Origin of the sequence: Pelomonas sp. SE-A7, from assembly GCF_030345705.1 — a bacterium.
GTDB lineage: Bacteria > Pseudomonadota > Gammaproteobacteria > Burkholderiales > Burkholderiaceae_C > JAUASW01.
Map to the genome: position 1 here is coordinate 1,519,924 of NZ_JAUASW010000001.1, position 21,622 is coordinate 1,541,545.

Genomic DNA, 21,622 nt, shown 5'->3' on the forward strand with positions numbered 1-21,622 from the left:
TGTGCCTACGCCCCATGCAGCTGCCCCAGATCGCTCCCGGCAAGAAGTTCTCCCAGCCTCGCCCGACCGGATCGGCCGACGCCCTGCTGCTGGCCCGCTTCTGCCTGCAGCAGCGCGAGGCCGGCCGCCTGGCCGCCGTCATCACGGCCGAGCCGGGCGACACCCAAAGGCTCGAGGACGAGCTGAAGTTCTTCGCCCCCGAGCTGCGCGTCGCCGTGTTCCCGGACTGGGAAACCCTGCCCTACGACAGCTTCAGCCCCCACCAGGACCTGATCTCCGAGCGCCTGGCCACGCTGTGGCGCGTGCTGCAGGCCGAGGGCAAGGCGGCCGATCAACGGGATGTGGACGTGGTGCTGCTGCCCGCCACCACCGCCCTCACCCGGCTCGCCCCGCCTTCCTTCCTCGCCGCCACCACCTTCAACTTCAAGCAGAAGCAGCGCCTCGACGAAGCCTCGCTGAAGTCGCAGCTGACCCTGGGCGGCTACAGCCACGTCAGCCAGGTGGTCTCGCCCGGCGAATACGCGGTGCGCGGCGGCCTGATCGACCTGTTCCCCATGGGCTCCAGCGTGCCCTACCGCGTGGACCTGTTCGGCGACGAGGTCGATTCGATCCGCACCTTCGACCCCGACACCCAGCGCAGCCTCTACCCGGTGCCCGAGGTGCGGCTGCTGCCGGGCCGCGAGTTCCCGATGGACGAGGCCTCGCGCAAGGCCTTCCGCGCCCGCTGGCGCGAGAAGATGGACGGCGACCCGACCCGCTCGCGCATCTACAAGGACCTGGACACCGGCCTGGCCACGGCCGGCATCGAGTACTACCTGCCGATCTTTTTCGAGCAGTGCGCGTCTATCTTCGACTTCCTCGACGACGACTGCGGCCTGGCCCTGCATGGTGAGGTGGACGAGGCGATCCAGCGCTTCTGGCTTGATACCCGCGAGCGCCACCGCTTCCTGCAGCACGACCCGGAACGGCCCATCCTGCCGCCCGAGGAGATCTTCCTCAAGGTCGAGGAGTTCTTCTCGCTGACCCATGTCCATCCGGTGCTGACCGTGCGCGGCGCCGAGCCGGTGGACTATGCACGGCCCCTGCCCGATGTCTCGGTCGAGCGCGGCGCGCAGGAGCCTCTTTCCCGCCTCGCGACCCATCTCAAGTCCACGACCCACCGCGTGCTGCTGCTGGCCGAAAGCGAAGGCCGGCGCGAGAGCCTTCTGGAGCTGCTGCGCGACAACAAGATAGACCCGCCCTCGGTCAAGGACCTGACGGAGTTCGAGGCCTCGGGCGAGAAGTTCGCCATCATGGCGGCGCCACTCGCGGCCGGCTTCTTCTGGCGGGAGGAAGGCAGAGAGCTGCAGCTCTTCACCGAGACCGAGCTCTTTGCCACCACGCCGACCACACGCCGGCGCCGCAAGCAGGAGCAGGTCAGCGACGTCAATGCGCTGATCAAGGACCTCAGCGAACTCAAGGTCGGCGACCCGGTCGTGCACCTGAACCACGGCATTGGCCGCTACCAGGGCCTGATCAACATCGACCTGGGCGACGGGCCCAGCGAATTCCTGCACCTGGAATACGCCGACAAGGCCACGCTCTACGTGCCGGTGGCCCAGCTGCACCTGATCAGCCGCTACACCGGCGTCTCGCCCGACGAGGCGCCGCTGCACAAGCTGGGCTCGGGTCAATGGGAAAAGGCCAAGCGCAAGGCCGCGGAGCAGGTGCGCGACACGGCGGCCGAACTGCTCAACCTCTATGCCCGCCGGGCGGCCCGCGAAGGCCATGCCTTCCGCTATTCGCCGCATGACTACGAGGCCTTCGCCGCCTCGTTCGGCTTCGAGGAAACGCCCGACCAGCGCGCCGCCATCCATGCCGTGGTGCAGGACATGATCAGCCCCAAGCCCATGGACCGCCTGGTCTGCGGCGACGTGGGCTTCGGCAAGACCGAGGTGGCGCTGCGTGCCGCCTTCGTGGCGGTGATGGGCGGCAAGCAGGTGGCCCTGCTGGCGCCGACCACGCTGCTGGCCGAACAGCATTTCCAGAACATCTCCGACCGCTTCGGCCGCTGGCCGATCAAGGTGGCCGAGATGAGCCGCTTCCGCTCGGCCAAGGAGATCAAGGCCGCGATGGAAGGCCTGGCCGACGGCACCATAGACATCGTGATCGGCACGCACAAGCTGCTGTCCAGCGAGGTCAAGTTCGCGCGTCTGGGCCTCTTGGTGATCGACGAAGAACACCGCTTCGGCGTGCGCCACAAGGAGGCGATGAAAGCCATGCGCGCCGAGGTGGACGTGCTGACGCTGACCGCTACGCCGATACCGCGCACGCTCGGCATGGCGCTGGAAGGCCTGCGCGACCTCAGCGTCATCGCCACTGCGCCGCAGCGCCGTCTGGCGATCAAGACCTTCGTCCGCAGCGAGAACAGCGGCACCATCCGCGAGGCCGTGCTGCGCGAGCTCAAGCGCGGCGGCCAGGTCTACTTCCTGCACAACGAGGTCGAGACCATAGAGAACCGCAAGCTCAAGCTGGAGGAGCTGCTGCCCGAGGCGCGCATAGTCGTCGCCCACGGCCAGATGCCCGAACGCGAGCTGGAGCGGGTGATGCGCGAGTTCGTGACCGGCAAGCACAACGTGCTGCTGTGCTCCACCATCATCGAGACCGGCATCGACGTGCCCAGCGCCAACACCATCCTGATCAGCCGCGCCGACAAGTTCGGCCTGGCCCAGCTGCACCAGCTGCGCGGCCGGGTCGGCCGCTCGCACCACCAGGCCTATGCCTATCTGATGGTGCCCGACGTGGAAGGCCTGACCAAGCAGGCGGCCCAGCGACTGGAGGCGATCCAGAACATGGAAGAGCTGGGTTCGGGCTTCTACCTGGCCATGCACGACCTGGAGATCCGCGGTGCCGGCGAGGTGCTGGGCGAGAACCAGAGCGGCAACATGATGGAGGTCGGCTTCCAGCTCTACAACGACATGCTGGCCGAGGCGGTGCGCTCCTTGAAGGCCGGCCGCGAGCCGGACCTGCTGAGCCCGCTGTCGGCCACCACCGAGATCAACCTGCATGCGCCGGCGCTTCTGCCCGATGCCTATTGCGGCGACGTGCATGTGCGGCTCTCGCTCTACAAGCGCCTGGCCACGGCCGAGAAGCCGGAGCAGATCGACGCCATGCTGGAGGAGATCACCGACCGCTTCGGCAAGCTGCCGGCCCAGGGCCAGACCCTGTTCGACACCCACCGCTTGCGCGTGCTGGCCAAACCCTATGGCGTGCAGAAGATAGATGCCGCGCCCACGGTGATGAACATCAACTTCCGCCCCAACCCGCCTATCGACGCGATGCGCGTGATCGAGCTGGTGCAGAAGAACCGCAACATCAAGCTGGTCGGCAACGACAAGCTGCGCATAGACAAGGCGCTGAGCGATCCCAAGGACCGGGCGCAGGCCATTCGTGAAGTGCTGAGGCTGCTCGGCCAACCGGTGAAACAACAAGCATGACAACCCTGGTCACTCAAGGCTTCACGCCGCCGCTGCGCCTGGCGGATTTCCGCCTGGCGGCCTTCGACATGGACTCGACCCTGATCAACATCGAGTGCATCGATGAGATCGCGGCCGCGGCCGGCAAGAAGAAGGAAGTCGCGGCCATCACCGAGGCGGCGATGCGTGGCGAGATCACCGACTTCAAGGACAGCCTGCGCCGCCGCCTGACCCTGCTCAAGGGCGTGCCGGTTTCGGCGCTGGAACAGGTGCTCAAGGAACGGCTGCAATTCAACCCCGGTGCCCGCGAGCTCTGCGCGGCGCTGAAGGCGGCCGGGCTCAAGCTGGTCCTCGTCTCGGGCGGCTTCACCTTCTTCACCCGCTTCGTTGCGGCCGAGCTGGGCATGGACTACGTGCGCAGCAACGAGCTGGAGATCGTTGACGGCCAGCTCACGGGCGGCCTGGTGTTGCAGGCCTGGGGCGAGATCTGCGACGGCGAGGAAAAGCGCCGCATGCTCCTGCAATGCGCGGCCGAGATCGGCGCCCTGCCCTCGCAGTGCATCGCCGTCGGCGACGGTGCCAACGACCTGCCGATGATGGGTGCGGCCGGGCTCTCGGTGGCCTTCCATGCCAAGCCCAAGGTGCGCGAGCAGGCCATGGTGGCGATCAACGAGGGCGGCCTGGACCGGCTGTTCGAAGTGCTGCGCTGACGCAGCGCATGCCATTCATGTCGCCGGATCGGCCAGTCGCCGATTGACCGGCCTCCCGCCATGCCAGGGCGGGCACATTCGCGGCACTTCAAGCAAACCCCGAGGGGCCGCCGACATGAAAGTCTGGACCTACCGCTACCCCGTCACCGTTGCCGGTGTCCGCTACGAGTTGCGCCTCGAGGCCGGCATGTCCGAGTCGCGCCTGCTGCTGGAGCATCAGGGCCAACTGCTTGAGGACAGCCAGCGCCACCTGCACGATCCCTACCGGCTGCACCGCCTGAGCGTGGAGACCGATCAGGGCCGGCTGGAGTTCGAGCTGGGCCCGCGCACCGCCTGGAGCTACGGCGTCCAGGCCCGCCTGAACGGCGAACTGGTCTACAGCTCGCATCCCCAGCCCTTCGCGTACCTGCCCAAGATCCAGCAGATGCTCGCCAAGCGCGCGCCCAGTGCCCGCGCTGCCTTCGAGAACGGCGTGGACTTCGGTCGCCTCAAGCCGCAGCTGCCCGCGCTGGCGGTCGACATCGTGCTGGGCCTGCTGTTCTTCATCCTGGGCAAGCTGAGCGACCTGCGCACCGCCGCCCTGGTCACGGCCGGCGCCGGCCTGGCCATCGTGCCGCTGCAGTGGGCGATCAAGCGCTGGGCGGCTCGCAAGGTCGATCTGCTGGGCGGCCTGGCCTTGTTCGGCATCTTCATCCTCCTGCTGTCGGCCGGCTTCTCCTGGGTCTTCGATTCGGAGTTCGCGGTTCAGCTCAAGGCCACGGTCATAGGCGGCCTCGTGGCCGCCTGCTTCGGCGTCGATGCCCTGTTCGGCGGGCGGCGCCTGGGCGGCAAGATGCAGGCCTACCTGGTCTACCGCGATCTCAACACTCGCCGACTGTCGGCCGGCATGTGCGGCATGGGCGTGGTGATGGCCGGCGTCAACCTGGCCATTGCCTGCTGGTTGTCCAAGGACGCCTGGCTCTGGTACACGCTGTGGGGCGACGCGCTGCTGGCCTTCGTGTTGTCCAACCTGGCCATCCAGTGGTCGCGCCCGCGGCCCGCCAGTCGCCTGGTCAGCGCCTGATCGCTTGCGCAAAGTCAAGCGGGTCGGTCGGGCCCGCTGCAGAATGGCCTCCTTGGCGGCCGGCCCGGCTTGGGCACCGCCGACAGGGAGCCAGGATGACAGAAGACCCGCTGGACCGGGCGGCCTTGCTGGATCTGGAACAGGGCCGTGCCATCGCAGGACTGCAGCGCGACGTGCTGGAAGCCGTGGCGCTGGGCCGTCCGCTGAACCTAGTCATGGACCTGCTGTGCCGCCAGGTCGAGGCGCTGGCGCCCGAGGTGCTCTGCACGGTGCTGGCTGTCGACAGCGTCGGCCTGGTCCATCCGCTGGCCGCGCCCAGCCTGCCGGCCGGCTTCAGCCAGGCGATCGAGGGCGCGCCCATCGGCCCCAAGGCCGGCTCCTGCGGCACGGCCGCCTGGCGGCGCGAGCCCGTCGAGGTCAGCGACATCAACACCGATCCGCTGTGGGACGACTACCGCTCGCTCGCCCAGTCCTTCGGGCTTGCTGCCTGCTGGTCCTCGCCCATCCTGATGGACAACGGCCGCGTGGTCGCCACCTTCGCCCTCTACTACCGCGAGCCACGCAGCGCAGCGCCCTTCCACCGGCTGATGGTCGAGGCTTGCATTCATCTCTGCATGGTGGCCTTCAAGCATGAGGAGAACCAGCGCCGCATCGAGCGCCTGGCCTTCTACGATGGCGTCACCGGCCTGCCCAATCGCACGCTGCTGGCCGACCGCGCCGGCCAGGCCCTGCAGGTTTCGGCCCGGCTGGGCCTGCCCTGCTCGCTGCTGCTGCTGGACATAGACCGCTTCAAGACGATCAACGAGTCCATGGGCCATGCGGCCGGCGACCAGCTGCTGCAGGAAGTGGCGCGGCGGCTGCAGTCGGCCCTGCGCGAGACCGACACGCTGGCGCGCCTGGGCGGCGACGAGTTCGTGGCCCTGCTGCCAGGCAGCGATGCGGCGTCGGCCATGCAAAGGGCCGACCTGCTGCTGGCCGCCTTCACTCAGCCCTTCCAGACTCCCGGCCATGGCGCGCTCAGCCTGACGGCCAGCATTGGCGTCTGCACCGCACCGGCCGACGGCAAGAACCTGGAGCAACTGCTCAAGCATGCCGACATGGCCATGTACGAGGCCAAGGCCGCCGGCCGCAACTGCGCCCGCTTCTTCCTGAGCGCGATGAACCAGGCCTTGGAAGAGCGCCTGCGGCTGGAGACGGCACTGCGCCGGGCGCTGAGCACCGGCTCCCAGCTGTCACTGCACTACCAGCCCAAGCTGAGGCTGGCCGACCGGCACTTGGTCGGCGTCGAGGCACTGCTGCGCTGGAACGATCCCGAACTCGGCCGGGTCGCACCCGACCGCTTCATTCCGGTGGCCGAGGAGACCGGCCTGATCGCCGCACTGGACGCCTGGGTACTGGATGCCGCGCTGAACCAACTGGCCCGCTGGCGCGCGGAAGGCCGTGCCCTGCCCTCGGTCTCGGTCAATGTCTCGCCACTGCGCTTCTACCAGGACGACGTGGCCGGCCATGTGCGCCGCCTCTTGCAGCAACTGGGCCTGGCGGCCGAGGCGCTGACGCTGGAGGTGACCGAGCGCCTGATGCTGGACGATGATGCCGGCGCCCGCGCCCAGCTGGACGAGCTGCACCGCATGGGCGTGCGGCTGTCGGTCGATGATTTCGGCACCGGCTATTCCAGCCTCAGCTACCTGAAGCGGCTGCCGGTCAGCGAGCTCAAGCTGGACAAGAGCTTCGTCGCCGAGCTGGAGACCGATGCCGACGACCGGGCGCTGGCCAGTGCCGTCATCGGCATAGGCCGCGGCCTGGGCCTGTGCGTGGTGGCCGAAGGCGTGGAGACCGAGGGCCAGTGGAACATCCTGCGCGAGGCCGGCTGCGAGGTGGCCCAGGGCTGGCTGATAGGCCGCGCCCTGCCGGTGGATCAGCTGCAGCGCTGGCTGGACGACCAGGTTCAGCGCAGCGCGCCGCGCTGAGCCGCGCGGATCTCGGTCGCGGCCAGCTCGCGCTGCCGGCGCTGGTCGGCCCTCACCTGCTCCAGCTGCCGGCCCAGTTGTTCGGCCAAGACCGCCTTGCCGCGACGCAGGGCCAGGGCCCGCGCCGTCTTCAGCACCTGCTCACGCACCGGCGCGCTCGAGGAGCCACCGGTCTGCTGCAGCAGCCAGGGCATGCGGGCGTCGGCCTCGTCGAGCCGGTCAAGGCGCAGTTCCACCTCGGCCAGGGCATGGGTGACGGCAATCCGCAGCGCCGGGATGTCCAGCGTCAGCATCAGCTGGTCGGCCTGCTTCAACAGCTGGGCGGCCTCGTCCAGCCGGCCGCCGCACATCAGGCCGTGGGCCATGTTGAGCCTCAGCACGGCGCGCTGGCGAGGCGACATGAAGGACTCGTCCAGGTAGCGGCGCGCGTGATTGGCCAGCTGCAGCAGGCGCTGGGCCGCGGCCATGGCGCGGTCGAACTGGCCGCTGTCCAGCATGGACTGGTGGGCAAAGGCGCCGGCCATCAGCGCATTGGCATAGCTGCGGACCAGGATCTGGCGGTCGGCCGCCTCGCGGGCCCGCGACAGCGCCTGCAGGTGCAGCCGCTCGGCCTCGTCGTACTCGCCCAGGTAGGCCTGGACATGGGCCAGCGAGGCCAGGGCCGCAGCCATGGATTCGAACAGGTCATGCCGGTCCGCCAGCTCCACCGCCTGCACGGCGGGCGGCAGGCCTTCGTCCGGCAGGCCGGCCTCGCAGGCCGCCAGTGCGGCGAGCTCGAGGCAGCGGATGCTGTCGGGCCAGGCCTGCAACTCCTCGTGGCGCCGGCCGGCCTCCAGGGCCGTCGCAAAAGCGCTGGCAAAGTCACCGGCCCGCCAGACGACCTCGGCACGCAGATGCGTGGCCCGGGCGGCGAGACGGGGATCCCGGGCGGCCTGGCTCAGGGCCTCGGCTTCGGCCGACCACTGGGCCGCCTCCGCCAGGCGGTCGGCCACGATCGCCTCGCTCACGCGGGCAAGCAGGGCTTCGCAACGACTCTGGGGGTTCTGTGCGGGCTCGCTCGAAGACTGCATGGCGGCCATCCTGGTCCGGATGGCCCCCAGTATGCCTACGGTCGGGTCTGAAGCAATCCGTCTTTCATCACGAAATCGACCTTGAGCATCTGGCTGATGTCGCTCAGCGGATCGCCGGGCACGGCCACCAGGTCGGCCAGCTTGCCCGGGGCGATGGAGCCCAGCTGGTCGGCCTGGCGCAAGAGCTGGGCGGCATTGATGGTGGCCGAGCGGATTGCGTCCATGGGGCTCATGCCGGCCTCGACCATGTAGACGAATTCCTTGGCATTGCTGCCGTGCGGTGCCACGGCCGCATCGGTGCCGAAGGCGATCTTGATGCCGGCCTTGTAGGCCTTGGCAAAGGTGGACTGGATCTGCGGACCTATGGCGGCCGCCTTGGGCCGCACCAGCTCGCTGTAATAGCCATCGATTTTGGCCTTCTCGGCCACGAACTTGCCGGCCGAGATGGTGGGCACGTACCAGGTGCCGCGCGCCTTCATCTCGCGCATCACCTCGTCGTCCATGAAGGTGCCGTGCTCGATCGAATCGACACCGGCCTTCACGGCGCGGAGCATGCCCTCTTTGCCATGGGCATGGACGGCCACGGCAAAGCCGTAGTCGCGCGCGGTCTTGACGATGGCTTCGACCTCGTCTTCCATGAACTGCGGGTTCTGGCCGTTGCGGGCCTGGCTCAACACGCCGCCGGTGCCGGTGATCTTGATCAGGTCGGCGCCTTCCTTGTAGCGCTGGCGCACGGCCTTGCGGGATTCGTCGGCGCCGTTGATCACGCCGGCCTCGGGGCCCGGGTCGTGCATCAGCTCCTGGCTGAGCCCGTTGGTGGGGTCGGCATGACCGCCGGTCGTGCCTATGGCCTTGCCGGCCGCAAAGATGCGCGGGCCCTTGACCCAGCCCTTGCGCACCGCGTCGCGCAGGCTGATCGCCAGGCCGTTGCCCGAGCCCAGGTCGCGCACCGTGGTGAACCCGGCGAACAGCGTGCGGTTCAGGTACTGCGTAGCCCGCAGCGCATGGTCGGCCGGGTTCAGCGTGAACCGCTCGACCTGGCCGATCATGCCGCTGCTCTCGCCCGAGACATGCACATGCATGTCGATCAGGCCCGGCATCACGGTGCGTTCGCGCAGGTCGTGATAAGGCGCATAGCCCTTGGGATCGAGGTAGCCGGCCCGCACTTCGGCGATGCGGCCGTCCTTGATGACGATGGACATGCGCTCCAGCACCCGGCCCTGCTCCACGTCGATCAGGCGGCCGGCGTGGACCAGGGTGTCGGACCAGGCAGCCCCCGCCAGCAGCAGGCTGGCGGCGACGGCGACGGCGACGGAACGGAAGCTGATGCGCATGCGATTCCTCGGCAAGAAAAAAAGGCCGGCCGAGTGTAGCCACGGCCGGCCTTGGCTTGCGCCTGCTGATGGCCCTAGCGCTTGCGACGGCTGCGAAGCGCGCCCATCAGTCCCAGCGCCAGCAAGGCCGCGGTGCCGGGCTCCGGCACCGACTGCGCAGCGGCCGCGCCGGAAGCAAAGCGCAGCTCGTCGATGCTGATGCCGTAGTAGCTGTCGCGGTTGTACAGCGAGAAGCCGGCGATGTCGGCCACGCCGCCGTCGCGGGCGAAGGCGTAGTAGCCGTCCGCCACCGGACCCAGGGCCAGCGACTGGATCAGGCTGCCATCGGTGCGATAGAGGTTCAGCGTGGCCGCACCGCCATCGCCATCCCGCAGGTAGAAGCCCAGCGAGGACTGGCCGATGGCGAAACGGGCCGAGAGGGCGCCGAAGCCGAACGGGTCGGCACCGTCGGCCATGCTCGGTCCCACGCCGGCCAGGGCCTGGCCGCGCGAATCGCCGTAGTCGTAGACACCCAGGTTGTGGCCGCTGGCACCGGCGAGCAGGCTGAGGCCGGCCGTCGGCGCGCCGGTGCTCAGGTCGTCGAACCAGTCCTGGGCCACCTCACCCGGCCGCGGCGCCTTGGCCATGCTGAGCACCTGCCCGGCGAAGCGTTCGCCGAAGCTGACGCCGCCGCTCGTGAGCAGGCCGTTGATCAGGCCGTCCGCACCGGCCACGACGTTGTCGAAGTTCAGGGTGGTGCCGGCGATGCCGGCATAGCTGGTGCTCAGCACCGGACCGGCCTGGGCCAGGCCGGCGCTCAGCAGGGCGCTGGCCAGCAGGGTCTTGAGAATGCGCTTCATCGAAAGGTTTCCTTGTCTGATCGCATCAGCGGCCGCCGCCGACGATGCTCACGTTGTCGAAATCGGCCGTCACGGCCGTGCTGTTGCTGCCTGAAGAGAGCGCCAGTCCCACGTAGAGCGTGGTCGCCGTGACGCTGATATTGGTTTTCTCGACCCAGGTCACGCCGTCGTTCGAGGCGGCCGAATACAGCGCGTTGCCGCGCCGCTGGACCCGCACCCAGACCGGCACGCTGGAAGTGCCGAAGCCGCTCAGGCTGGACTTGTTGTTGCCCTGGATCGCCGGACGGATGTCGCCATTGCTGGAGTAGCGCGCGGTCCAGGCGTAGCTCGGAGCTCCCGTCAGCGCATCGAGCGCCGCCACGCCTGCCCGGCCTGCATCGCTGTTGCCTCCCTGGCTGACGATGCGGGCGGTGAACGTGAAGTCGCCGGTCAGGTTGGTGTACTTGAAATTGAAGTTGTAGGCAGAGCCGGTGTTGATCTGCCCGCCCCCGCTCATCGTGTAGGTGCCGGTCGCTGCGTTGTAGCCGGCCGCAGGCACGGTGGCGGTGACCGCCGAGCTCATCAGCTGCTCACCGCTGCCGGTGGCACAAGGCAGGGCCACGGTGCAGGCCGTGCCCGGAGCCGGTGCTGGGCTAGGAGCCGGTGACGGTGCGGGCGAAGGAGCCGGAGACGGCGCCGGACTGGGCGCTGGCGAGGGAGCGGGCGTCGGCGCGGGCGTGGGGGCCGGCACCGGCGTTCCAGGCGCCGGAGCCGGCGTCGGTCCGGGCTGGGCGAACAGGCCGAGCCGGCCGGCACCGGCGCTCAGCTTGATGCTGGCGCGCAGGCTGTCGGTCGGCAGCAGCGTGTAGGCGTAAGGCGGCACCCAGTTCTGTGCCACCGGCAGCGATTCGCAGCCCTGCAGTTCCACGTCGATGGGCTCGGCCATGGGCTTGCCCAGGTCGTCCTTGTCGCTGATGAAGCGGTGGCCCGAGCTGCGGAAGCTGATCGCCTGCTTGCCGCCGGCCAGCTTGCCGCAGACCTCCTTGGGCTTGAGGCCGCTGAACTCGTAGAAATTGCTTTCCGAGATCACGTCCGACTGGTAGCGCACGTCCAGGCCCGACATGAACTTCAGGTCCGGGTTGCTGGTCGTGGTGCTGCCGCTGACCAGGTTGTTGTACAGGTGCAGCTGGCCGAAGCGCACCAGGGGCAGGCGCGAGCCGGTCATGTCCCACCAGTTGCCGGTCAGCGTCACATGCAGGCGGCCGGCATCGCTCCAGGCCCGGCCCGAGTCGCCGTTGCCGACCAGGGTCAGCTTGTGGTGCTTGCTGAAGTAGCTGTTGGAGACGGTGACGTAGTCCGAACCGCGCACGATGTCGAGGCCGCCGTCATGGCGGGTGTCGGTGGCCAGCGAGTCGGGCGTGTCGCCGTCGCTGATCGAGACATGGTCGATCCAGATGTACTCGCCCCGCGTGATCGCGATGCCGTCCATGTAGGCGTTGTCGCTGTCCTCGGGGTTGACGTCCCAGGGCGTGTCGATCAACAGGTTGCGGACGATGATGTTGCGGGTCCAGGTCGGATAAAGCTCCGGGTCCTTGCCGTCGGCCACCCACTTCTTGAAGTCGGCCTCGGCACCCGAGGCGCTGATCGCGGCCTCCATGCCGATCAGGATCTGGGTGCCGGTGATGCGCGCCGGCCGGCCCTGTGCGTCGTTGATGCCCACCAGGGTGGTGTTGGACGGGATGGCGAACGAGCCGCCCTGCTTCTGGTCCTCGTAGCTGGTGTACTCCTCGAACACCGTGTTGCCGTCGCGCCAGCGGAAGTCGATGTGGCCGACGACGCGGATGATCTTGGGCTCGTTCCTGGCCTCGCGGATCGCGGCCAAGAGCTGTTCCTTGTTGAACACCGTGTAGACCCGGTTGGCCGCTGCGGCCGAGCCGCCGCTGACCAGCACCTTGCCGGCCCGCGACCAGCCATGCCAGCCGATCTCGGGCGCGACCTCGCGCTCGAACGTCAGCTGGCCGCCGCTCGGGTCGGTGGTGGCGAACTGCCAGGCCGGCAGCACCGGTGCCTTGCGGAAATTGGCGGGCGCATGCAGGCCGTTGACCTGCACCAGGGCCGAGTAGGTGCGATTGCCGACGTCGAGCAGCAGCGGCGCCGTGGTGTCGGTCAGGCTCATGGCATCGGTGACCGGAACCGGCGCTGGGGTTGGCGGCCGCGGGGTCCGCGTCGCCTGGGCCTGGCTCGTGGGCCCGGCATCGGGCTGGGCACTGGCGGCACCGGCCGTCGGAGCGGCGGATGTGCCCACCAGCGGGCCTTCGTTGTCATTGCTTCCGCCGCCGCAGGCCAGCAGCCCCAGCGAGATCGAAGTGGCCAGCAGCGTGCGACGCCGCGGCAGGGCCGCGGCGGGTTTTCTTGCGTTCATGCGCGTGTCTCCTGGGCATGGCCGCGGGTGGGCCCGTCGGTCCGATGCCGGTGGTTCTCGGTCTTGGCCAGGCATGGCGCGGCCCATCGCGGCGCGTGAGGCGCGTGCGGGTCGAGGACAGCCGTGGATGGGGGTCGGCAACAGGCCGAGGGGGCGGTTGCAAGCGTCTGGCGCAGGCAGACAGCTTGCGGCGCATCGACCCGCGGCAGGCAGGTCGATGGCTTGCTTGCGGGGAGCAAGCGGCGAGGCCGGCGCGGTCAGCGCGCTGGAGGACTCACTGTTGCGAAACAGTGTTCCGTTTTTGAGTGCTTGGGTCTATGCAGGCATTCCCTGCCCCGCGTTCTCGGGGGGATCAGGGGGTGGGCGATCAGGCGGCCTGAACGCGGATCTGCTGGCCTTGTGCCGTCACCCGCTGGCCGGCGCGGATCTTGGCGGTCTTGCGGCTTTCAGGCTGGCCGTCCACCTGGACCAGGCCCTCGGTGATCATCATGCGGGCCTGGCCGCCGCTGTCGGCAATGCCGACGGCCTTGAGCAGCTTGTCCAGCTCGATGTACTCGCCGCGCAGCTGGAAGTCGATCTCTTGATTCATGGCCGCAATTGTCGCTGCGCCAGCCGCACTAGGGCCGCACCGGGTTCAGGTAGCGCTCCTGCAGCTGGGTCCATTGCGGGCTCTTGCGCAGGGCCTCGAAGGCCTGGGTCCAGCGCTGCAGCTGGGCCTCGGGCAGGTCCTTGCTGAAGGCGATGTAGCCGGTGGTCGAGCCGGCCACGATGGCGGTACGACGGATCTCGACGGCCGGGATGCCGATCGCCTCGACGAGCTCGGCCATGCTGGCTTCCGACACCGGCATCAGGTCGACCCGGCCGGCCTTGAGCATGCGCAGGCAGGACTCGTAGGAATTGGCCCGCTCCAGCCGGCCATAGCCATCGGCCGTCAGCACCTGGTCGTAGGCCGAGCCGCGCAACACGCAGACCCGGCTCTCGCGCGCCTGCTCGGTGGTCCGCACCGGCCGCGCCTGGCTGGCGCTCTCGAAGAAGTAGTCGGTCTCGACCTGCAGCGGACCGACCCAGCGGAAGCTGTTCTCCCGCTCCGGCGTGCGCACCACGTTGAAAAAGGCCACGCCGCGCTCTTCCTGCAGCAGCTTGTAGCCGCGGGCATAGGGCACGGCCTGGATGGCTTGCGGATGCTTGAGCGAGCGCATCAGGGCCCGCACCACCTCGACCTGGAAAGCCCGGCGCCCACCACCCGGCCGGCCACGCAGGCTGTCGCCATCGGAAAGCACCTGCTCGCCGACGCTGTGGGTGTAGAAGCTGGTCGCCTGCTGGGCCGCGGCGGTGCCGGGCAGCAGCACCGCCAGCATCGTCGTCGTCAGCAGCAGCGCCAGCCTTGCGGCGCGCAGCTCAGGCATTGTTCTGGGATTGCAGCGCGGCTGCGCGGATCTTGCTCAAGGTCGTACGGCTGGTGGAAACATCGGCATCGAGGCGCAGGTGGAGCAGCGTGGGTCGCTCGGGGCTGGCCAGCGCCTCGCGCAGGGCCGGCTCGAAGTCCTCCGTGCGCTCGATGCGGGCCGCCCGCCAGCCGTAGGCCTGGGCCAGGGCTGCGAAATCCGGATTGAACAGATCGCTGCCCGAGACCCGGCCCGGATACTCGCGCTCCTGGTGCATGCGTATCGTGCCGTAGGTGCCATTGTCCACGACCACCGAGATCAGCCTTTTCGCGCCGTAGCCGGTAGCGGTGGCCAGCTCCTGGCCGGTCATCAGGAAATCGCCGTCGCCGGCGATGTTGACCACCCAGCGGTCGGGCTGGATCAGGGCCGCGGCCACCGCCGCCGGCACGCCATAGCCCATGGCACCCGAGGTCGGCGCCAGCTGGGTGCGGCCGAAGCGATGCAGGGCCGTGTAGCGGTGGAAGCGGTGCAGCCAGCCGCTGTAGTTGCCGGCACCATTGGTGAACACCGTGCCCTCGGGAAGCAGCGTCGACAGGCCCCTGACCACCTCGGCCATGTCCAGCGGCGAGGCCGGCTCAGCCACCTGGTTGGCCTGGTAGTCGGCCTGGGCCGCGGCGGTCCATTCCTTCCAGGGCACAGTGGTCGGCACTTCAAGCGCAGCCAAGGCCTGCGCAGCGCAGCTCATGCTGGCATTGATGGCCAGATCGGCCGCATAGACGCGGCCGAGTTCCTCGGCGCCGCCATGGATGTGGACCAGTTGCTGGGCCGGCCGCGGCGCCTGCAAGAGCGTGTAGCCGCCGGTCGTCATCTCGCCGAGGCGCGGGCCCACGGCGAGTATCAGGTCGGCCTCGCGCACCCGGGCCGCCAGCTTGGGACTGATGCCAATACCCACGTCGCCGGCATAGTTGGCATGGCTGTTGTCGAACAGGTCCTGGAAGCGGAAGGCGCAGCCCACCGGCAGATGCCAGGCTTCGGCAAAACGCTGCAGCGCCGCCGTGCTGTCGGCAGTCCAGCCGCCGCCACCGACGATGACCAGCGGCTTCTTCGCCGCCAGCAAGCGCTCGCGCAATTCGGCCAGCGCAGCCGGCGTGGGCGCGGCCTCGGCGGCGCGCACCAGCGGCAGCACCGGCGCCTGCGTCGCCTTCGTCAGCATGTCTTCGGGCAGCACCAGCACCACCGGGCCGGGACGGCCCTGCAGAGCGGTGTGGAAAGCCCGGGCCACGTATTCGGGCAGGCGGTCGGCGTCCTGCACCTCGCCCACCCACTTGGCCATGCCCAGGGTGCCGGGGCCGAACATCTGGCGGTAGTCCACCTCCTGGAAGGCCTCGCGATCGCGCTGGTCGCTGGCGACCTGGCCGATGAAGAGGATCATCGCCGTCGAGTCCTGGAAGGCTGTGTGCAGGCCTATCGAGGCATTGGTGGCGCCGGGCCCGCGGGTGACGAAGCAGATGCCCGGGCGACCGGTCAGCTTGCCCTGGGCCTCGGCCATGAAGGCCGCCCCGCCCTCCTGCCGGCAGGCGATGAAGCGGATGCTGTCGCGGTGCTCATGGAAACCGTCCAGCACGGCGAGATAGCTCTCGCCGGGGACTCCAAACACATCGGTCACGCCCTGCGCGATCAGCGCTTCGACGAGGGCATGGCCGGCCAGGCGGGCGCCCGCTGTAGCTTGTGTGCTGTTCATGGCCGCCGACTGTAGCCGCAGCCGCGAGCCGGCTCAGCCGCGGCGCGCTGCCTCGATGGTGGCGATGTCGATCTTGCCCATCTGCATCATGGCCTCGAAGGCGCGCTTGGCGGCGGCCGGGTCGGGGTCGGAGATGGCATCCATCAGCACGCGCGGCGTGATCTGCCAGGACAGGCCCCATTTGTCCTTGCACCAGCCGCAGGCGCTGGCCTGGCCGCCGTTGTCGATGATGGCGTTCCACAGCCGGTCGGTCTCGGCCTGGTCGTCGGTGGCAACCTGGAACGAGAAGGCCTCGTTGTGCTTGAACATGGGCCCGCCGTTCAGGCCCAGGCAGGGAATGCCCATGACGGTGAACTCCACGGTCAAGACCTGGCCCTGCGTGCCGTTGGGATAGTCGCCCGGCGCACCATGGACCGCCTTGACCGCGCTGTCCGGGAAGGTGCGGGCATAGAACTCGGCGGCCTCCAGGGCCGTGCCGTCATACCAGAGGCAGATGGTGTTCTTGGGGCTCACGGCACACTCCCGGAATGGCTGACGGATCGTCAGGCTGCCGACTGTAGCCGCCGCCGGGCCAGACCCAAACCGACCAGGCCGGCCGAGGCGATGCCCAGGCACAGGGCCAGGGCCGAACCGCCGAACACCGCCTGGGCATGGCCGCTGTCCAGCAGCGCGCCGAACACCGGCGCCGCCAGCGCAAAGCCCACGTCCAGGCCCGAATACACCGTGCCATAGACCCGGCCGGTGGCACCGGGCGGGGCGGCGCGCTTGATCAGCATGTCGCGCGAGGGCCCAGCCAGCCCCGTGCCAAAGCCGGCCAGCGCTGCGGTCGCCGCCGCGGCCAGCGGAGGCAGCCAGCCGGTGGCCGTCAGCGCCAGCAGCGTGGCAGCCAGGGCCATTGCGAAAGCGATGCTGCGCTCGAGTCGTTCGACCCGTGCCACCAGGAAGCCCCCGACCACCATGCCGGCCGCGCCGCTGAGCATGTAGCCGGTCACCACGTAGGCGGTCAGGCTGACCGGCAGGCCGTACATCTTCTGCAGGGCCGGGCTGGCGAAACTCTGGATCGCCGACAGCGCGGCCGTGGTCCAGAAGAAGAACGAGAAGCACAGCCAGACCGAGGGCAGGCGCAGGAAGGCCATCGGATGCTCCGGCGTGGCGCCCGGCTGGGCCTTGGCCGCATGCTCCCATTGGCCTTGCCGGTCGTCGATGGCCTCGCGCTGCCAGAACAGAAGGGCCAGGATGATGGCCGCCACCAGGCCGGTGCCGAGGTAGGCCAGGCGCCAGTTGCCGGTGGCCTGGGCGATGCCTATGGAGAACACCGGCGCCAGCGCCCAACCCAGGTTGCCGCTGATGCCGTGCACCGAGAAGGCATGGCCCAGGCGCGGCTGCGAGACCCGCTTGTTCAGGATGGTGAAGTCCACCGGATGGAAGGGCGAGTTGCCGACCCCGGCCAGCGCCGCCGCCAGCACCAGGCCGCCGAAGCCACCCGCCATGCCCGCCGCAATCGAGGCCAGCACGAAGCAGCTCATCGCCAGGAACAGCACCGGCCTGGCGCCTACCTTGTCCACCACGAAGCCGGCCATGGCCTGGCCGATACCCGAGATCACGAAGAAGACGGTGACCAGCAGGCCCAGCTGGGAATAGGTGAGTCCGAATTCGGCAATGAACTGCGGAAACAGCGGCGGCAGCAGCATGTGGAAGAAATGCGAGCAGCCATGGGCCAGGCCGATCAGGCTGATGGTGCCTATGTCGCGCCGGGCCTGGGCGCGGGGGTCGAGAGCAAGGGTGGCGGTGGAGTTCATGCGGCGACTTTAGGCAGCAGGGCTTCGGCCTGGTTGCGATAGTTCGACAAATGCTGTCGAATTCCGGCCATGAAGCCCGCCGCCACCCGCAAAGCCGTCCCGCCCGCCGACCCGCTGCGCTACGCGCCCAGCCCGGAGCGCCCGCTGCGCGGCAAGGCGCGGACCATGGAACAGCAGATGGACATCCTGCCGCACCGCCACGACTGGGGTCAGCTGGTGTTCTCGATCAGCGGCGCTGTCCGCGTGAGCACGGAGCAAAGCACCTTCATCGTGCCGCCTTCGCGGGCCGTGTGGATTCCGGTCGGCGTGGTCCATGCGGTCACCGCCATCGAGCAGGCCGACCTGCGCACCCTCTATGTGCTGCAAGGCCTGCTGACCGAGCCGGCCTGGTCGGGCTGCCGGGTGCTGGAGGTCTCGCCCCTGCTGCGCGAGCTGGTGCTGCAGGTGGTGGACGAAAGCTCAGCCGTCGAGGCGCGGCGCGAGGCCCTGGTCGGCGAACTGGTGGTCGATGAGCTGCGCCGCGCCCGGCCCTTGAGCCTGGGCGTGGCCTTGCCCAGCGATGCCCGCTTGCGCAAGCTCTGCGAGGCCATGCTGGCCGCGCCGGCGCGTCATCAAAGCCTGGAGGCCTGGGCCGCCGAGGTTGGGGCCAGTGCCCGCACCGTGACACGGCTGTTCCGCGAGCAACTGGGCACCAGCTTCAACCAGTGGCGCTCGCAAGTGCTGCTGGCTCACGCGCTGACGCTGGCCGCGCGGCGCCGGCCCATGAGCCACATCGCCAGCGAGCTGGGCTATGCCAATGCCAGCGCCTTCTCGGCCATGGTCCGGCGCACCGTGGGCATGCCGCCCAGCCGCTTCTTCGCGGCCGCCTGAGCTCCGCCGCTCAGTCGCGCCTCAGCACCACATGCTGGGCATGGGCCGAGCGCACATGCTCGCTGACCTTGAAGCCCTGGGCGACGAGATCGATGCCGGTCAGCAACGCCTCGCCGCGACCCAGCAGGGCCGGCGACATCACCAGGTGCATCACGTCTATCAGGCCGGCCTGCAGGTACTGGCGCACCGTGGCCACGCCGCCGCCAATGCGCACATCGCGCCCCTGCGCACCGGCCTTGGCCCGCTGCAAGGCCTCTTCGATGCCGCCGGTGACGAAGTGGAAAGTCGTGCCGCCGACCATCACCAGATCCGGCCGCTCGTGGTGGGTCAAGACGAAGACCGGCACGTGGTACGGCGGCTCGTCGCCCCACCAGCCCTTCCAGCTCTCGTCCGGCCAGGGGCCGCGCACCGGGCCGAACATATTGCGGCCCAGGATCCAGGCGCCGATGTTGTCGAAGCTGCGGCGGGCGAAGTCGTCGTCCAGGTCCTGATCGCCGGCCGCCCCGCCCTGCTGCACCACGCGCTCCTGGAAGGTGCGGGTGTGGAACATCCATTCGTGCAGCTGGTGGCCGCCCATGCCCAGCGGCGCCAGCAGGCTCTGCTCAGGCCCGGCACCGTAGCCGTCGATGGACACCGCAAAGGCCGACACCTTGACTCGGGACATGGGCACCTCCGTTCGGGGAGCCAAGCATAGCGGTGGACGCTCAGCGATAGCGCGCCAGGATGGCGGCCAGTTCGCCGCTCTCGACGACCTCGCGAATCGCCTTGTGGATGCGGGCCGATGGCAGGCCGGTCTTCTCGCCGAGCAGGCAATGGGTCTGGACCGAATCGACCGTCTTGACGATGCCGACCCGCTGCTCCGGCGGCCGCTGCTTGTTGAACCAGTCGGCGATGTAGCGGTTGGTCACGCCATAGGCGGTGCGGCCCAGCGCCAGCTTCTCCAGCACCTTCTCCTGCGAGTTGGCCTGCTCGCGATGCAGCTGGCCGCCTTCGAACCATTCCTCCAGCGTCGGATAGCGGTAGCCCAGCACCACGCCGATGCCGGCGTTCTTCAAGGTGGAGAAATCGGGCGGCCGGGTGCTGCGGCCGGGAGGCACCAGCAGCACGTCGTCGATGCGCAGCAGCGGCACGCTCCAGCGCTCGGGCGGTGGCACGGCCACATACCAGCGCGGGCTGAGCAGGCAGTGCAGGTCCACCGTGCCATCGGCCATGGCCGCATCGACCCGCTTCGATGGCAGCAGCACGTAACGGGGCTCGGCCTTGGCATGGACTGCGACGCGCTGCATGAATTCATACAGGATGCCGCCACGAAGCTTGCCTTCGTACAGGTCGGCAAAGGGCATGGCCCAGGTCTGGCCGACGGCGAATCGCAACTCGTCCGGCCCGGCCTGCACCGCTGTCGTCACTCCCATCGCGAGGCCGAACAACGCCGCGCCCCACGCCCTGCCCCAATACCACTGCATGGGCGGCAGTTTAGGGCCCTGCGCTAGGATGCCGGCCATGGATCAGGTTCTCTTCGACTACACCCGCCAGGACGCCGCCGGCCAGAGCTGCACCGCCCATGCCTGGGCCAAGGTGCCTGCCCCTCTGAATGCCGACCAGTGCCAGCAGGCCAAGACCCGCGCCGCCGCCTTGCTGAAGCAGCACAACGCCGTGCTCGTGGCCCATTACTACGTCGACGGCGACCTGCAGGACCTGGCCCTGGAAACCGGCGGCTGCGTCGCCGATTCGCTGGAAATGGCCCGCTTCGGCCGCGACCATTCGGCCCGGACCCTGGTCGTGGCCGGCGTGCGCTTCATGGGCGAATCGGCCAAGATCCTGAGCCCCGAAAAACGGGTGTTGATGCCCGACCTGGACGCCACCTGCTCGCTGGACCTGGGCTGCCCGGCCGACGAATTCGCCGCCTTCTGCGATGCCCATCCGGACCGCCAGGTCGTGGTCTACGCCAACACCAGCGCCGCCGTGAAGGCCCGGGCCGACTGGATGGTGACCAGCAGCTGCGCGCTGGACATCGTCTCCGAGCTGCATGCCAAGGGGCAGAAGATTCTCTGGGCGCCGGACCGCCACCTGGGCCGCTACATCCAGGAGCAGACCGGCGCCGACATGCTGATGTGGAACGGCGCCTGCATAGTCCACGATGAATTCAAGGGCCTGGAGCTGGACCTGCTGCGCGAGCAGCATCCGGACGCCATGATCCTGGTCCATCCCGAGTCGCCCAAGAGCGTGGTCGACAAGGCCCATGTGGTCGGCTCCACCTCGGCCCTGATCAAGGCCGTGGTCGAGGGCCAGGCCCGGGAATACATCGTCGCCACCGACAACGGCATCCTGCACCGCATGCGCCAACTGGCGCCGGGCAAGACCCTGATCGAGGCACCCACGGCCGGCAATGCCGCCACATGCAAGAGCTGCGCCCACTGCCCCTGGATGGCCATGAACGGCTTGATGGGTGTCATTGCCTGCCTGGAGCAGGGCCTGGGCGAGATCCAGGTCGAGGAGCCGATCCGCGGCCAGGCCGCCGGCTGCATAGAGCGCATGCTGGATTTCGTGGCCGCCCACAAGCTCAAGGCGGCCGGCATGAAGAGCGGCATAGGCGCGGCCTAGGCTGTTGCCTGGCTTGCCTAGGGGTCTGCCCGGCCGTTCCGGCCGGTCCAGTCAGGCTATAAAGTCGGCCTATCGCCAGCCTTGGGTAGCAAGACCATGCAGACCTCCGACTTCAGCTCGCTGTACAACCACCACGAACGCGAGGTCTTCGCCACGGTGCAGAAACTGGCGCCGCAGTTCCCCCAGATCGACAACAACGACCTGCTGGTCGACGTGGCCTGTGTCGCGCTGAACCGCCTGCCGCCACGCTACATCCGCCATGCGGTTGACTTCTCGTTCTACCTGACCGAGCCCGAGCGTCTGGAGATCGACTCCGCCATCAACGAATCGGTGCGCTACGCCTTCCACTTCGTCCAGGCCCGCCGGGCGTTGAACGCTGCAACCTGA

At 68.8% G+C, this 21,622-nt stretch carries 18 protein-coding genes; 7 read left to right on the forward strand and 11 right to left on the reverse strand.

The window, feature by feature from the left end; genetic code table 11:
• Positions 1–14: 14 nt before the first annotated feature.
• From mfd to QT382_RS06890, 4 genes are all read left to right on the forward strand, one after another.
• The gene (mfd, locus tag QT382_RS06875; RefSeq protein ID WP_289253291.1) at positions 15–3,476 is read left to right on the forward strand and encodes a transcription-repair coupling factor; all 3,462 of its coding nucleotides are present in this window, start codon (positions 15–17) and stop codon (positions 3,474–3,476) included.
• On the forward strand, positions 3,473–4,165 hold the full coding sequence (gene serB, locus QT382_RS06880; protein ID WP_289253292.1) for a phosphoserine phosphatase SerB: 693 nt from the start codon (positions 3,473–3,475) through the stop codon (positions 4,163–4,165). Before mfd ends, serB begins: the two co-directional genes overlap by 4 nt.
• Before the next feature lie 115 nt (positions 4,166–4,280).
• Complete coding sequence (locus tag QT382_RS06885) at positions 4,281–5,228, forward strand: septation protein IspZ (RefSeq protein ID WP_289253293.1); 948 nt, start codon at positions 4,281–4,283, stop codon at positions 5,226–5,228.
• A 95-nt stretch (positions 5,229–5,323) separates the two neighbouring features.
• Positions 5,324–7,195 carry a putative bifunctional diguanylate cyclase/phosphodiesterase gene (locus QT382_RS06890; RefSeq protein ID WP_289253294.1) on the forward strand — a complete coding sequence of 624 codons (1,872 nt, stop codon included), beginning with the start codon at positions 5,324–5,326 and terminating at the stop codon, positions 7,193–7,195.
• Here QT382_RS06890 and QT382_RS06895 read toward each other — a convergent pair.
• From QT382_RS06895 to QT382_RS06935, 9 genes are all read right to left on the reverse strand, one after another.
• On the reverse strand, positions 7,174–8,265 hold the full coding sequence (locus QT382_RS06895) for a hypothetical protein (RefSeq protein WP_289253295.1): 1,092 nt from the start codon (positions 8,263–8,265) through the stop codon (positions 7,174–7,176). The genes QT382_RS06890 and QT382_RS06895 overlap by 22 nt on opposite strands.
• A 35-nt stretch (positions 8,266–8,300) precedes the next feature.
• Positions 8,301–9,599: a metal-dependent hydrolase family protein gene (locus QT382_RS06900; protein ID WP_289253296.1), complete on the reverse strand. Its 1,299-nt coding sequence runs from the start codon at positions 9,597–9,599 to the stop codon at positions 8,301–8,303.
• 74 nt (positions 9,600–9,673) lie between these two features.
• Positions 9,674–10,438 carry a PEP-CTERM sorting domain-containing protein gene (locus QT382_RS06905; RefSeq protein WP_289253297.1) on the reverse strand — a complete coding sequence of 255 codons (765 nt, stop codon included), beginning with the start codon at positions 10,436–10,438 and terminating at the stop codon, positions 9,674–9,676.
• Between the two features lie 25 nt (positions 10,439–10,463).
• On the reverse strand, positions 10,464–12,839 hold the full coding sequence (locus QT382_RS06910; protein ID WP_289253298.1) for a pectate lyase family protein: 2,376 nt from the start codon (positions 12,837–12,839) through the stop codon (positions 10,464–10,466).
• A 367-nt stretch (positions 12,840–13,206) separates the two neighbouring features.
• The gene (locus QT382_RS06915) at positions 13,207–13,428 is read right to left on the reverse strand and encodes an RNA-binding S4 domain-containing protein (protein ID WP_289253299.1); all 222 of its coding nucleotides are present in this window, start codon (positions 13,426–13,428) and stop codon (positions 13,207–13,209) included.
• 28 nt (positions 13,429–13,456) lie between these two features.
• Positions 13,457–14,245, reverse strand: coding sequence for a substrate-binding periplasmic protein (locus QT382_RS06920; RefSeq protein WP_289253300.1), 789 nt, complete (start codon positions 14,243–14,245; stop codon positions 13,457–13,459).
• Entirely contained in the window at positions 14,238–15,965 is a 1,728-nt protein-coding gene (locus QT382_RS06925) for a thiamine pyrophosphate-binding protein (RefSeq protein ID WP_289253301.1), read from the reverse strand. The genes QT382_RS06920 and QT382_RS06925 overlap by 8 nt, the downstream gene beginning before the upstream one ends.
• Positions 15,966–15,998: 33 nt before the next feature.
• Positions 15,999–16,478 carry a VOC family protein gene (locus QT382_RS06930; protein ID WP_289253302.1) on the reverse strand — a complete coding sequence of 160 codons (480 nt, stop codon included), beginning with the start codon at positions 16,476–16,478 and terminating at the stop codon, positions 15,999–16,001.
• Between the two features lie 29 nt (positions 16,479–16,507).
• The gene (locus QT382_RS06935) at positions 16,508–17,764 is read right to left on the reverse strand and encodes an MFS transporter (protein WP_289253303.1); all 1,257 of its coding nucleotides are present in this window, start codon (positions 17,762–17,764) and stop codon (positions 16,508–16,510) included.
• Between the two features lie 69 nt (positions 17,765–17,833).
• On the opposite strand from QT382_RS06935, the gene QT382_RS06940 reads away from it, so the two are divergent.
• The gene (locus QT382_RS06940) at positions 17,834–18,634 is read left to right on the forward strand and encodes an AraC family transcriptional regulator (RefSeq protein ID WP_289253304.1); all 801 of its coding nucleotides are present in this window, start codon (positions 17,834–17,836) and stop codon (positions 18,632–18,634) included.
• 10 nt (positions 18,635–18,644) lie between these two features.
• Here QT382_RS06940 and QT382_RS06945 read toward each other — a convergent pair whose 3' ends face one another.
• On the reverse strand, positions 18,645–19,298 hold the full coding sequence (locus QT382_RS06945; protein ID WP_289253305.1) for a dihydrofolate reductase family protein: 654 nt from the start codon (positions 19,296–19,298) through the stop codon (positions 18,645–18,647).
• A 40-nt stretch (positions 19,299–19,338) separates the two neighbouring features.
• Positions 19,339–20,046 carry a substrate-binding periplasmic protein gene (locus tag QT382_RS06950; RefSeq protein ID WP_289253306.1) on the reverse strand — a complete coding sequence of 236 codons (708 nt, stop codon included), beginning with the start codon at positions 20,044–20,046 and terminating at the stop codon, positions 19,339–19,341.
• 88 nt (positions 20,047–20,134) lie between these two features.
• Here QT382_RS06950 and nadA point away from each other — a divergent pair, with 88 nt between their 5' ends.
• Both nadA and QT382_RS06960 read left to right on the forward strand, forming a co-directional pair.
• Positions 20,135–21,235, forward strand: a complete 1,101-nt coding sequence (gene nadA / locus QT382_RS06955) for a quinolinate synthase NadA (protein WP_289253307.1) — start codon at positions 20,135–20,137, stop codon at positions 21,233–21,235.
• Positions 21,236–21,331: 96 nt separating this feature from the next.
• Positions 21,332–21,622: a late competence development ComFB family protein gene (locus QT382_RS06960; RefSeq protein ID WP_289253308.1), complete on the forward strand. Its 291-nt coding sequence runs from the start codon at positions 21,332–21,334 to the stop codon at positions 21,620–21,622.